This is a genomic window from Hypericibacter adhaerens, assembly GCF_008728835.1.
Classification (GTDB): Bacteria; Pseudomonadota; Alphaproteobacteria; order Dongiales; family Dongiaceae; genus Hypericibacter; species Hypericibacter adhaerens.
This window is the reverse complement of the sequence record NZ_CP042582.1, coordinates 4550279-4561998: the sequence shown is the minus strand read 5'-3', so window position 1 is coordinate 4561998 and position 11720 is coordinate 4550279. Positions and strand designations below refer to the sequence as shown.

13 protein-coding genes are annotated in these 11720 nt (G+C 66.6%); 6 read left to right on the top strand and 7 right to left on the bottom strand.

What is annotated here, in order from left to right; genetic code table 11:
* Positions 1-300 precede the first annotated feature (300 nt).
* Positions 301-849: a carboxymuconolactone decarboxylase family protein gene (locus FRZ61_RS20445; RefSeq protein ID WP_151119469.1), complete on the bottom strand. Its 549-nt coding sequence runs from the start codon at positions 847-849 to the stop codon at positions 301-303.
* A gap of 217 nt (positions 850-1066) precedes the next feature.
* A complete protein-coding gene (locus FRZ61_RS20440; protein WP_151119468.1) occupies positions 1067-1606 on the bottom strand; it encodes a peroxiredoxin in 540 nt (179 codons plus the stop codon).
* Between the two features lie 101 nt (positions 1607-1707).
* Here FRZ61_RS20440 and FRZ61_RS20435 point away from each other — a divergent pair, with 101 nt between their 5' ends.
* Positions 1708-2655 (top strand): hydrogen peroxide-inducible genes activator, encoded by a 948-nt coding sequence (locus FRZ61_RS20435; RefSeq protein ID WP_151119467.1) that lies wholly within the window; start codon positions 1708-1710, stop codon positions 2653-2655.
* Between the two features lie 7 nt (positions 2656-2662).
* On the opposite strand, the gene FRZ61_RS20430 is transcribed toward FRZ61_RS20435, so the two are convergent.
* A complete protein-coding gene (locus FRZ61_RS20430) occupies positions 2663-3397 on the bottom strand; it encodes a hypothetical protein (RefSeq protein WP_151119466.1) in 735 nt (244 codons plus the stop codon).
* Between the two features lie 131 nt (positions 3398-3528).
* Positions 3529-4392, bottom strand: a complete 864-nt coding sequence (locus tag FRZ61_RS20425; protein WP_151119465.1) for an alpha/beta fold hydrolase — start codon at positions 4390-4392, stop codon at positions 3529-3531.
* 209 nt (positions 4393-4601) lie between these two features.
* Here FRZ61_RS20425 and FRZ61_RS20420 point away from each other — a divergent pair, with 209 nt between their 5' ends.
* Positions 4602-5399: an alpha/beta fold hydrolase gene (locus FRZ61_RS20420; protein ID WP_151119464.1), complete on the top strand. Its 798-nt coding sequence runs from the start codon at positions 4602-4604 to the stop codon at positions 5397-5399.
* Between the two features lie 459 nt (positions 5400-5858).
* The gene (locus tag FRZ61_RS20415) at positions 5859-7052 is read left to right on the top strand and encodes an MFS transporter (RefSeq protein WP_151119463.1); all 1194 of its coding nucleotides are present in this window, start codon (positions 5859-5861) and stop codon (positions 7050-7052) included.
* 14 nt (positions 7053-7066) lie between these two features.
* On the opposite strand, the gene FRZ61_RS20410 is transcribed toward FRZ61_RS20415, so the two are convergent.
* Positions 7067-7255 carry a hypothetical protein gene (locus FRZ61_RS20410; RefSeq protein WP_151119462.1) on the bottom strand — a complete coding sequence of 63 codons (189 nt, stop codon included), beginning with the start codon at positions 7253-7255 and terminating at the stop codon, positions 7067-7069.
* A 133-nt stretch (positions 7256-7388) separates the two neighbouring features.
* Here FRZ61_RS20410 and FRZ61_RS20405 point away from each other — a divergent pair, with 133 nt between their 5' ends.
* Entirely contained in the window at positions 7389-7784 is a 396-nt protein-coding gene (locus FRZ61_RS20405) for a RidA family protein (protein WP_151119461.1), read from the top strand.
* A gap of 60 nt (positions 7785-7844) precedes the next feature.
* Here the strand turns inward: FRZ61_RS20405 and FRZ61_RS20400 are convergent, their stop codons facing one another.
* On the bottom strand, positions 7845-8669 hold the full coding sequence (locus tag FRZ61_RS20400) for an alpha/beta fold hydrolase (RefSeq protein ID WP_151119460.1): 825 nt from the start codon (positions 8667-8669) through the stop codon (positions 7845-7847).
* Positions 8670-9040: 371 nt separating this feature from the next.
* Here FRZ61_RS20400 and FRZ61_RS20395 point away from each other — a divergent pair, with 371 nt between their 5' ends.
* Together FRZ61_RS20395 and FRZ61_RS20390 are read left to right on the top strand one after the other, a co-directional pair.
* On the top strand, positions 9041-9670 hold the full coding sequence (locus tag FRZ61_RS20395; protein WP_151119459.1) for a LysE family translocator: 630 nt from the start codon (positions 9041-9043) through the stop codon (positions 9668-9670).
* 25 nt (positions 9671-9695) lie between these two features.
* Complete coding sequence (locus tag FRZ61_RS20390; protein ID WP_151119458.1) at positions 9696-10550, top strand: SDR family oxidoreductase; 855 nt, start codon at positions 9696-9698, stop codon at positions 10548-10550.
* A 23-nt stretch (positions 10551-10573) separates the two neighbouring features.
* Here the strand turns inward: FRZ61_RS20390 and FRZ61_RS20385 are convergent, their stop codons facing one another.
* Positions 10574-11629: an alpha/beta fold hydrolase gene (locus tag FRZ61_RS20385; protein WP_151119457.1), complete on the bottom strand. Its 1056-nt coding sequence runs from the start codon at positions 11627-11629 to the stop codon at positions 10574-10576.
* Positions 11630-11720 lie beyond the last annotated feature (91 nt).

The following is an 11720-nucleotide window of genomic DNA, read 5'->3' as shown; positions in this document are numbered from 1 at the left end:
GGTGTGGAGGGAAAGTTAGCAAACCGCACCCGGCGGCCGGGCCGGCCCGATAGATCGAAAGGTTGATCTCTGTCCCCTCTCCCACCTTTTTGGGAGGGGCCAGGGCCTGCCCTCCGAAGCGCGTAGCGCGTAGGAGGGAGGGGGCTGCGCGGTCCGTGCAGTCTTCTTCCTGAAGCGGCTCCCTCAAACCACGAACCCCGGCCTTCCTGGGGGAAGAAGGCCGGGGCTCTGGCGGCGCGACCCCTCGTGGGAGACTGACCGTCGGCGAGGGGTGGCGCCGATCGATCCCGGAACCGGGAACTAGGCGGCAGCGGCCTGGCTGCCGGCGACGGCCTCGCCCTCGATCGTGGCGGCGACCGCATGGACGACCGCCGCGATCCTGACCGCGGCCTGGATCTGCTCGGCCGAGAGGCCCGCCTTGCGCAGCTCGCGCTCATGCGCGTCGATGCACATGCCGCAGCCATTGACGGCCGAGACCGCGAGCGACCAGAGCTCGAAATCCGCCTTCTCGACGCCCGGCTTCGCGATCACGTTCATCCGCAGCTTCGCCGGCAGCGTCTTGTAGTCGGAAGCCGAGGAGAGATGGACGAAGCGGTAATAGATGTTGTTCATCGCCATGATCGCGGCGGCCGCCTTGGCGGCGGCCAGCGCCTCGGGCGAAAGCCTGGGACCGAACTCGGCGAGGATGGCGTGCGTGACCTCGGCATTGCGCGAGGCGAGCGCCGAGGCGACGAAGGTGCCGGCGCGCTGCTGCTCGGTCAGGCCCGGTTCCGCGGCGAGGCTCGAGAGATTGAGCTTCAGGTCCCGCGCATAGTCGGGCAGACGGTTCTTCAGGCTTTCGATCGACATGGTGCTTCCCCCTTCGCGGGCGATGGATGGATGAAACTCGGCAGGCAAGAAAAAGAGACGGGCCCGGGACCGGGCAAGGTCGGATCGGCTTCTTCAAGCCGATCCGTGAATCTTGCCCGGCTTCCTTTGATGGGAGGCCGATTCACGCATCGAGCCATCGGCTCGATGCGACCGGCCGCCTGCCCGTCTCTCTACCGTCGGGCCTTCGCGTCAGTCGTTAGGCGACCTTCAGGACGGCGTCGCCCTTCTGCCAGTTGCAGGGGCAGAGCTCGTCGGTCTGAAGCGCGTCGAGCACCCGCAGCACTTCGGCGGGATTGCGGCCGACGCTGAGATCGTTCACCGAGGCGAAGCGGATGACGTTCTCGGGATCGACGATGAAGGTGGCGCGCAGCGCCACGCCCTCGGTCTTGTCGAGCACGCCGAGCTCGGTCGAGAGCTCGCGCTTGATGTCCGCGAGCATCGGGAAGGGCAGGTCCTTCAGGTCGGCATGATTCTGCCGCCAGGCCAGATGCACGAACTCGCTGTCGGTCGAGACGCCATAGACGACGGCGTCACGGTCGTTGAAGTCGCCATTGATCTTGCCGAAGGCGGCAATCTCGGTCGGGCAGACGAAGGTGAAATCCTTCGGCCAGAAGAACACGACCTTCCACTTGCCCTCGTTGGAGCGGTGGTTGATCTGGGTGAAGGCGGTCTTGGGATCGGTGGTCACCACCGCCTTGAGGTCGAACTCGGGAAAACGGTCGCCGACGGTCAGCATCGTAAAAGGCTCCTTTTTTGATTGCGACTAACTCGCAGCCGCAAAGATGGCGATGACCCCTTGTTCGATCCAATGATTTAATTAGATAGGAGTAATCGAAAATGGCGATCACGAACCTTCCCACCCTGAAACAGCTCCGCCACCTGCTGGCCCTGGCGGAATACGGCCATTTCGGCCGGGCGGCGGAGGCGAGCCATGTCACCCAATCGACCTTGAGCGCCTCCATCAAGGAGCTGGAACAGGTGCTGGGGGCCCAGCTCGTCGACCGCACCAAGCGGCGCGTCACGGTGACGCCCCTGGGCCAGACCGTGGTGGCCAAGGCCCGGGTGCTGCTGCAGGAGGCCGAGGACCTGGTCGAGACGGCGCGCGCCAACCAGGCGCCGCTGTCGGGTCCCCTCCAGCTGGGCGTGATCCCGACCATCGGGCCGTTCCTGCTGCCGCGCGTCCTGCCGCTGCTGCGGCGGCGCCACCCGGACCTCAAGCTCTATCTGACCGAGGACCTGACCGAGCGGCTGCTGGAGCAGCTCCATGCCGGCAAGCTCGACCTGGCGCTGATCGCGCTCCCCTACGACATGCCGGGGCTCGAGCAGGCGGCGGTGGGCGAAGATCCTTTCAGCGTGGCCCTGCCGGAGAAGCATGAGCTGGCGAAGCTCGACCGGATCGACCCGGACAGCCTCGAGCGGGGTCCGCTGCTGCTCCTGCGCGACGGCCATTGCCTGCGCGAGCATGCGCTCGCCGCCTGCCGGCTCTCGAACCGCGGCCCCGGCGGCGGCCATGTCGACGCTTTCCAGGCCACCAGTCTCTACACGCTGGTGCAGATGGTCGAGAACGGCCTCGGCCTCACGCTCCTGCCCAAGCTCGCCCTCGACGCCGGCATCCTCAAGGGCACGCATCTGGTGACGCGCCCGATCGCCGGCAAATCCCAGGCCCGCGAGCTGGCCCTCGTTTGGCGCCGCGGCAGCGCCCGGCGGGAGGAGTTCGAGCTGATGGCGGGGCTGTTACGGCAGACGCTGACGGGGACGAAGGTGGAGAAGGCGGAGAGGCCATAACCGCCACTTAAGTCAGGGTGGCAAGCCGGTCGAGACTCTTAATGCCACTCGCAAGTTCGCCGTGTTCATGCGACCCGGCCGCGACTTTCTCAAGTGCTGACTCCAGATGCTCACGTGTTGCAGGACAGAGGAGCCAGTTCACAATGTGGCGTCGTGCCTCCAAACTGGTTTCGTCCCAGTAGGCACCCTGTAGCGTGTGGCCGTTCTCGCCATGAACCATTGCCCGGCTGAGCAGCCACGCGGCCTTGAGCATCGCGTTTGGCGATGAATGGTTGCTCCAAATCGCTAGAGCTTGCTTAGTGTCAAGTCCGGCGACCACGAAACTCTCAAGCCAATCCGGACTGTTGAAATCGTCGTCCAGGGTGAATTCCCAGCCCGCATACAAAAAGGCTTCGATAGCTTCTTGTTCCTTCCGTGGCCATGTCCGCCATTTACCATAGTCGAGCTTACTGACGATTTGCCAAGGCTCCAGTCCCATATAAGCAGGGTGATCCAGGGCTAGCTCCAGAATGCGTGGCAGAAAATGCCGAAAGGTCTCGGAACCATCGACCGTCGTCATAGCCCAGCTGGCATAAACGCCCAGTGTATCTGCTCCCAACTCGCGTAATGGCCTTGAGGTCAGCTCCTTCCGCAGCTTCTCCGGGTCACGATACTCAGGTGCTTGCAGCTCATTCGGCATCTCATAGCGCGCGAAGACGCGATAGAGTGTCTCGATGGCTCGCGTCAGTTTGTCGTTCTGCATTGTGTGTTGGCGCCCTTCGTCACCCTAGCGAAGTAGGTGCCCATGTCGATCCAGTGCAGTCAGCTGAGAGGTGAGGTCCCGCTTTCGCGAGGATAACTAATGGAGAAGTGATGGCGGAATGGGCTTCGGCCTCACTCCGCCAAAAACTGCAGCACCGCCTTGTTGAAGGTCTTCGGGTCCTGCCACATCGCGAAATGGCTGAGGCCCGGGAAGATCAGCAGGCGCGCGCCGGGGATCTCCTTCGCCATCTCGATATCGTGGCTCTGCTTGATGCCCTCGTCATGCTGCCCGTCGGCGATCACGACCGGCGCCTTGATGCTGGCGAGCTGCTCCGCGCTGTAGTTCGGCTGCATGTTCCACATCTCGCTGATCTGCTGGACGAACGCGTCGTATTCCTTGGGCGTCTTGGACAGCCGTGCGTAATCCTTGCCGGCCTCCTCGATATATTTGTTGAAGACGGTGCTCTGGCCGATGTCCTCGCGCAGGCCGCTCGTCGTCACGTTGGCGCCGAAGGCGAAGAGCTTGTCGAGCCGGTCGGGATAGGTCATGGCGATGTCGAGGCCGATGATGCCGCCGTCGCTCCAGCCCACGATCGAGGCCCTGTCGATCTTGAGATAGTCCATGAGATGGACCACGTCGGTCGCCATCAGGTGGTAGCCATAGGGCTGGGCGTCGCGGGTCGAGCGGCCATGGCCGCGGCTGTCCATCACGATCACCTGATAGTGCTTCGCGAATTCGCGCACCTGGTTGCCCCAATAATCAGCATTGCCGAGCCCGCCATGGAGCAGGATCAGCGGCGCGCCATGGCCGTAGATCGCGTAATAGATCTGCACCCCGTCGATCGGCGCGGTGCCGCTCTTGAGAGCCTGGGGCATGGGAGCCGGGCGCGGCAGGGTCTGCCACAGCTCGGTCTTGGCCGATACCGTCGCCGGCGCGACGAAGCCCGCCACGAGCGCGAAGGCCGCGCCCAGAACAAGAGCCAGGATTTTCTTCATGGTGATGTCCCCGGGTTTGTCGGACGGTCCCTTCTCGATCGCGGAACATCCGTTTCGTCCCGCCTCATCGTGCGCCGCGCTCCGGCGGGCCGTCAACCGCAGCTCTTCTTCCGCCGCCCCACAGCGGAAGGAAGTTGACTCCGTCAGCCGAACCCCGCCATCTGAAGGGCTGGGATTGATGTCAGCGTCGCCAACGGGCAGGGGGCAGCATGAGCGAACCGGTCGAGAGCGGAACCATCCGAACCCGCGCCGGCGTCGAGATCGCCTATGAGATCCACGGCGCCGGCCCGCCGATGGTCTTCGTCGCCGGCCTCGGCGACGATCGCAATTCCTGGGCGGGCCAGGTTCCGGAATTCGCGCGCGACCACAAGGTCGTCCTGTTCGACAACCGCGGCATCGGCCAGAGTGCCACCCCGCCCGGGCCCTACAGCATCGAGCAGATGGCGGACGACGCCCACGATCTCGCCCGCGCGCTGAAGCTCGAGCCCGTCATCGCGGTCGGCTCCTCGATGGGCGGCGCCATCTGCCAGCAATGGGCCCTGCGCCATCCCGAGGACATCAAGAAGCTCGTCATCACCAACAGCTGGGCCGAGCGCGACGTCTTCATGGGCGCGCTCGTCGATCACTGGATGGCGCTCGCCAAGGAAGGCCAGAGCCAGCATATCCTCGAGAGCCTGCTGCTGTTCTGCTTCTCGCCCGGCTATCTCGCGCGCAAGCCCGAGACGGTGAAGATGTTCCTCGAGACGCCGGCGCCACCCATGGACGGCTTCGCCGCCGCCGCGGCCGCCTGCCGCGGCCACCACACGCTCGACCGCGCCGCGGAGATCCGCCATCCCGCCCTCGTCGTCGCCGGCGAGTTCGACATCCTCACGCGCCCCGAGCTGTCGCAGCATCTCGCCCAGCGCATGAAGCAGGCCCGCTACGCCTCGCTCCCTACCGCCCACATGGTCTTCTGGGAGATGCCCGACGAGTTCAACCGGCTGGTGCGCGGGTTCGTGGAGGGGTAGGGGCCTCCTTCCTTCGTCCTCCCCGCCTTCGAGCCTATGAAGAAATCGGCGATGCCAAAGAGTTCTCTCGCCCCCTCCCCTTGCGGGAGGGGGTAGGGGGAGGGGCGATGCCGTGCGAGATCCTGGCAAATAAGCGGAGCCTGATCTGCTCGGGCTCGCTCGCTTGGCGCCATGTCCAGGCCTTCTGCCTCCAGAGCGGTGATTGATCGCAGGGATGCCCCCAGCTGCGTCCGTGGCACCCCTCCCCCCAACCCCCTCCCGCAAGGGGAGGGGGCTTGAGTGTTTGCTACGCCCTTGCGGGGTGCTCTCGATTTCTTCACGCGCTCGAAGGCGCGGATGATGGTCGAGCGCGGTTGCCACCGTCCTGTCTCGCAATCCCACATCCTCATCCCCCACCTTAGCGATTGACCGCACCGGCAAAACCCGTCATTGGGGGCGCCTCGGGGGAGTTCGCGGGTCGTGGTCAGCGGTTCGACGGCGGGCCGGTCGGGCGAAGGCGTCATCCTCGCCTTTCTCGCCTTCGGCAATTTCATCATCGGCATGGGCGCCTTCGTCATCATCGGCATCGTCTCGCCGATCGCCGAAGGGCTCGGCATCGGCAAAGCCGACGCGGGCCTGGTGCTGACCGTCTATGCGCTGGCCTATGCGGTGCTGTCGCCGGTGACGGGCGCGCTCACGGGCACGCTCTCCCGGCGCATCGTCCTCGTCGCGTCGCTCGCGATCTTCGCGCTCGGCACCGTCCTCTCGGCGATCTCGACCGGGCTCCCGATGCTGGCGGCTTCGCGCGTGCTGGTGGCGCTGGGCGGCTCGCTCTACGCCCCCGCCGCGGCCGGCATCGCGGTCGCCATCAGCGCGCCCGAGCGCCGCGGCAAGGCGCTGGCGACGGTCTTCAGCGGCGGCACGCTCGCGCAGGTGCTGGGCACGCCGTTCGGCGCCTGGGTCGCCTATCATTTCGGCTGGGAGGCCGCCTTCTGGGTCATCGCGGCCCTGTCGCTGGCCGGGTCCGCCGTGATGTGCCTCGCCATCCCGCGCGACGTGCGCTTCCAGGCGGCGGGGCTCGCGACCATCCTCGCGGCGCTGCAGGACCGCCGCGCCATGATCGCGGTCAGCTTCACCGCGACCATGCTCGCGGCCTTCTATGTCGTCTTCACCTTCTTCGGACCGCTGATCGAGGCCTCGGTCGGGCCGAACCCCGAGACGCGGACGGGCTTCCTCATGCTGAATGGCCTGGGCGCCTTCATTGGCAACATCCTGGGCGGCATGGCCACGGACCGCATCGGCGCGCGGCGCACGCTCGTCGCCATCTGCATCGTCCAGATCCTGATCCTGCCGCTCTTCTCGATCCTGCCGCTGCCGCCGCTGGCGCTCGCGGTCCTGATCGGGACCTGGTCGGCCACGAGCTTCGGCTTCATGGCGCCGCAGCAGGCGCGCGTCGCGCAGTTCGCGCCCGAGGCCATGGGCATCATGCTCTCGATCAATGCCGCCATGCTCTATGTCGGCATCACCATCGGCTCGGTGGTCGGCTCGCATATTCTCGGATGGTACGGCCTCGGCACCCTGGGCATGGCCGCGAGCGTCCTGGCCCTTCTGGCGCTGCTGCATCTGCTGGCCGCCGGCCATCCGCGGGCATCGGCGCAAGCGCCGCGCCGCTGAGGCCGGCGGGCTTCTCAGTGCGGCGGCGCTTGCGGCTCACGATTGCAGGCCGAATGGCTGTCCAGGGGATCGGCGCCGTTGCATTGATAGGTCTGGGGCGTGATGCGATCGACATGATGCGGATTCAGGTCGCAGGCGCCGAGTGTCAGCAGGCATCCCAGGAGTATCCAGCCCGCCCATTGTCGTCGTGCCGAGAGGTTCACGATGGCACCTCCGTCGGATGAAGGCGGCGGCCGCGGACCGTCATGGCGACAATGAAGGAGTCCCGACGGTCGCCGCCTTATGCTCTCATGGGCCGGTTCGCGGGCTCGGGCTCGCGGGACAAGGGAGACGGTCATGGCCCCGAACGTGGAAACCTCGACACCGCCGAACACGCCGGCCCCGATCGGCCCTTACAATCATATCGCCAAAACCGGGCCGTTCATCACCATCGGCGGCACCGCCGGCGTCGACCCGGCGACGGGAAAGCTGGCCGGGCCGGACGTCCATGCCCAGACGAAGGCGATCCTCAATTCCTTCGCCGTGATGCTGGCCTCGGTCGGCTCCGACCTCGGCCATGTGCTCCATATCAACGTCTTCCTCAAGGAAATGGCGGATTTCGAGCGGATGAACCAGGCCTATATCGAGGCCATGGGCGGGCACCGCCCGGCCCGGACCGTCATCGGCGTGCGCGAGCTGCCCCGGCCGGGCGTGCTGGTGACGATGAACCTCACGGCGGTGACGCGGGAATAGGGGAGGAGGGCGAGGGGGACCCATGAAGCCCCGCCTCGCCCGTCCGGTGCGACGCCGCGCCTAGCTGCGGACGAAGTCCAGCAGGTCGTTGTTGATCACCTCGGCATGGGTGGTGAGCATGCCGTGCGGGAAGCCCTGATAGGTCTTGAGCGTTCCCTGCTTGAGGAGCTTGGCCGAGAGCGGGGCCGAATCCTTGTAGGGGACGATCTGGTCGTCGTCGCCATGCATCACCAGCACCGGCACCTCGATCCGCTTCAGGTCCTCGGTGAAGTCGGTTTCGGAGAAGGCCTTGATGCCGTCGTAATGGGCCTTGGCGCCGCCCATCATGCCCTGGCGCCACCAATTGGCGATGACGCCCTCCAGCGGCTTGGCGCCCGGCCGGTTGAACCCATAGAAGGGCCCGGCGGGGATGTCGCGGTAGAACTGGGCGCGATTGGCGGCCAGCGTGCTGCGGAACCCGTCGAACACCTCGATCGGCAGGCCGCCCGGGTTGCCCGGCGTCTTCACCATGATCGGCGGCACGGCGGACATCAGCACCGCCTTGGCGACCCGGCCCTGGCCGTGGCGCGCGACATAGCGGGTGACCTCGCCGCCGCCGGTGGAATGACCGATATGGACGGCGTTGCGCAGATCCAGATGCTCGACGACGGCGGCCGCGTCGGCGGCGTAGTGGTCCATGTCATGGCCGTCCGCCACCTGGCTCGAGCGCCCGTGGCCGCGGCGGTCGATCGCCACGACCCGGTAGCCGCGCAGGACGAAGAACATCATCTGCGTGTCCCAGTCGTCGGCGCTGAGCGGCCAGCCATGATGGAAAACGATGGGCTGACCCTTGCCCCAGTCCTTGTAGAAGATCTGGACGCCATCCTTGGTGGTGACTGTGCTCATGGCTTCTGCTCCTTGGGTGTGATCCGGGGTGTCGGGAGCCGCGGGAATGTCCCCCGCAGCGGCGATGGTGGAGAAGCTGATGGCTGCTGCGCCGGCAATCGCGCCGGCGAGAAACTCCCGGCGCGAACGGGAACTATGTGGCAGTTCGCTCCGATCGAACATAGTGAATTTTCCGCTCGAGCGACGCGCACCGGTATCGCCGGTGCTCGCAGGTTCCGTGCCCATGGCGTCGGGCCTTCTTCCCCAGCGCCGCGACGGTCTGCCCGGTCGTCCAAAGACCATTCGCCCAGTAGTGGAAATTGACGAGCGCCGCGACGCTTGCCGCGCCGGGGGCGATATGGCTTGCTCTCCGGCAGCCAGGGAGAGGATCCATGCCCGACATGACCTTGTGGGGATTGTTCATGGTGGCGTCGGTGGTGCTGCTGCTGACGCCGGGACCGGCCGTGCTCTATATCGTCGCCCGCTCGATCCAGCAGGGCCGCGCCGCCGGCTTCGTCTCGGTGCTGGGCATCCATCTCGGCACCATCGTCCATATCACGGCGGCGGCGGTGGGGCTTTCCGCGCTGCTGGTCTCCTCGGCGCTCGCCTTCGCGGTGGTGAAATATCTGGGGGCCGCCTATCTCATCTGGATCGGCATCCGCACCTTCATGGCGCGCGATCCCCATCCCGATGCACCGGCGCCGGCCAAGGCGCCGCTCCGCCGCATCTTCCGCGACGGGTTCCTGGTCAACCTCTTCAACCCGAAGACCGCGATCTTTTTCCTGGCCTTCTTGCCGCAGTTCGTCGACCCGGCGCGCGGGGCCGTGCATTGGCAGATCCTGATCCTGGGCTTCACCTTCATGGGGCTCGGCATGATGAGCGACGGCATGTTCGCGCTCGCGGCCGGCACCGCCGGCGACTTCCTGCGCCGCAACCGCCGCTTCCTGCGCTTCCAGCGCTGGTTCGCCGGCACCTCCTTCATCGGCCTCGGCATCACGGCGGCGCTGGCGTCGCGCAAGTAGCGCGCGTCTTTCCCAAGGTTCCGTCATGATCCTCGTCACTGGCGCCAATGGCACCACCGGCAGCGAGGTCGTGCGCCAGCTCGCCGCCGCGGGCCGCCCGGTGCGGGCCCTGGTCCGCAGCCGCGCCAATGCCGCGGCGCTGCCGAAGGCGGGAGTCGAGCTGGCTCTCGGCAGCTTCGCCGACAGCGCTTCGATCGACGCCGCGATGAAGGGCGTCGAGGCGGTCTACATGATCTCCTTCGAGGCCCCGGACCAGCTCGCCTTGCAGGCGAACCTGATCGAGGCCGCGCGGCGTGCGGGCGTGCGGATGGTGGCGCGGCTCTCCGCTTCGTCCGCCGATGCCGATTCCGAGGACCCCTTGATCGCCACCCACGGCAAGGGCGACCTTCAGCTCGCGCGCTCGGGTCTCGGCCATGTGCTGATCCGGCCGCAATGGTTCGACCAGAACTTCCTCACCTATTGCCCCGGAGGCCGGCTGCGCCTGCCGGCCGGCGAGGCGCGGCTGCCCTTCGTCGATGTGCGCGACATCGCCGCCGTCGCCATCAAGGCGCTGACCGAGCCCGGTCATGACGGCAAGGCCTATGTGCTGACGGGGCCTGAGGCCCTCAGCCACGGCGATGTCGTCGCCATCCTCTCCGAGGCGACGGGCAAGCCTTTCGTCTATGAGGACATCCCCGCCGGCAGCTACCGCCGGCAGCTCATCGCCGAGGGCATGACCGAATTCCGCGCCGACCTGGTGCTGGGCCTCTTCGACCGGATGAAGAAGCGGGGCACGGCACCCGTGTCGGGCGACATCGCCAAGGTCCTCGGCCGCCCGGCGATCGCGTTCCGGCAGTTCGCCCGCGATTATGCCGCCGAGATCGCGAAGCAGGTTGCTTAGCGGACGGCTGAGAGACCCGACCCTCAGAGCCGATCGACGTCGACAATAGCCTGGGCAAAGGCCGTGGGGGCCTCCTGCGGGAGGTTGTGTCCGATGCCGCCCTCGATCAGCCGGTGCGCATAGGGACCGGAGAATTTCTTCGCATAGGCGGAGGCGTCGGGATGCGGCGCGCCGTTGGCGTCGCCCTCGAGCGTGATCGTGGGCACCGTGATGACCGGGGCCTCGGCGAGCTTGCGCTCGAACTCGGCGAATTGCGGCTCGCCCTCGGCCAGGCCCAGCCGCCAGCGATAATTATGGATCGTGATCGCGACATGGTCGGGATTGTCGAAGGCGGCGGCACTCCGGTCGAAGGTGGCGCCGTCGAACTGCCATCGCGGCGAGGCGGTCTGCCAGATCAGCCGCGCGAAGTCGCGGGTGTTCTCCTGGTAGCCCAGCCGGCCGCGCTCGGTCGCGAAATAGAACTGATACCACCAGGCCTGCTCGGCGACCGGCGGCAGGGGCTTCCGGTTGGCGGCCTGGCTGCCGATCAGATAGCCGCTCACCGAGACCATGGCCTTGCAGCGCTCCGGCCAGAGTGCCGCGACGATGTTGGCCGTTCTCGCCCCCCAATCATAGCCGGCGACGATCGCGCGCTGGATCTTGAGGGCATCCATGAGGGCGATGATGTCGGCGCCGAGCGCCGCCTGCTCGCCGTTGCGCGGTGTCTGGTCCGACAGGAAGCGCGTCGAGCCATAACCGCGCAGATGGGGAACGATCACCCGATAGTTCGCCGCGGCCAGCGCCGGCGCGACATCGACATAGCTGTGAATGTCGTAAGGCCAGCCATGCAGAAGAATGACCGGGGTGCCGTCGGCCGGGCCGGCCTCGGCATAGCCCACGCTCAAGACGCCGGCCTCGACCTGCCGCAGCGCGCCGAACGATGTGTTCGAACCCGGCGTGATGGCCGGCAGGGTGGTCGAGCCGGCCGCTTTGACAGGGCCCGTCATGCCGAGCTCCGCCGCGGCGGCGATCATCGCGGCCGCACCCATGAAGCGGCGGCGATGAAGGTCGACGCTGTCGGCGGGTTCGGTGCTCTGCATCGGGAAATCTCCTCGATCTCGGTCATCATTGGGCGGCGAGCTTAAAGCCAACTGATGGCAACTTCGATATTGCCGCAGGTGGCGCGTGAAC

Excerpts from the sequence above, each read along its gene's own strand:
- FRZ61_RS20445 (WP_151119469.1), bottom strand. The coding sequence starts at position 849 with ATGTCGATCGAAAGCCTGAAGAACCGTCTGCCCGACTATGCGCGGGAC.
- FRZ61_RS20440 (WP_151119468.1), bottom strand. The coding sequence starts at position 1,606 with ATGCTGACCGTCGGCGACCGTTTTCCCGAGTTCGACCTCAAGGCGGTG.
- FRZ61_RS20435 (WP_151119467.1), top strand. The coding sequence starts at position 1,708 with ATGGCGATCACGAACCTTCCCACCCTGAAACAGCTCCGCCACCTGCTG.
- FRZ61_RS20430 (WP_151119466.1), bottom strand. The coding sequence starts at position 3,397 with ATGCAGAACGACAAACTGACGCGAGCCATCGAGACACTCTATCGCGTC.
- FRZ61_RS20425 (WP_151119465.1), bottom strand. The coding sequence starts at position 4,392 with ATGAAGAAAATCCTGGCTCTTGTTCTGGGCGCGGCCTTCGCGCTCGTG.
- FRZ61_RS20420 (WP_151119464.1), top strand. The coding sequence starts at position 4,602 with ATGAGCGAACCGGTCGAGAGCGGAACCATCCGAACCCGCGCCGGCGTC.
- FRZ61_RS20405 (WP_151119461.1), top strand. The coding sequence starts at position 7,389 with ATGGCCCCGAACGTGGAAACCTCGACACCGCCGAACACGCCGGCCCCG.
- FRZ61_RS20400 (WP_151119460.1), bottom strand. The coding sequence starts at position 8,669 with ATGAGCACAGTCACCACCAAGGATGGCGTCCAGATCTTCTACAAGGAC.
- FRZ61_RS20395 (WP_151119459.1), top strand. The coding sequence starts at position 9,041 with ATGCCCGACATGACCTTGTGGGGATTGTTCATGGTGGCGTCGGTGGTG.
- FRZ61_RS20390 (WP_151119458.1), top strand. The coding sequence starts at position 9,696 with ATGATCCTCGTCACTGGCGCCAATGGCACCACCGGCAGCGAGGTCGTG.
- FRZ61_RS20385 (WP_151119457.1), bottom strand. The coding sequence starts at position 11,629 with ATGCAGAGCACCGAACCCGCCGACAGCGTCGACCTTCATCGCCGCCGC.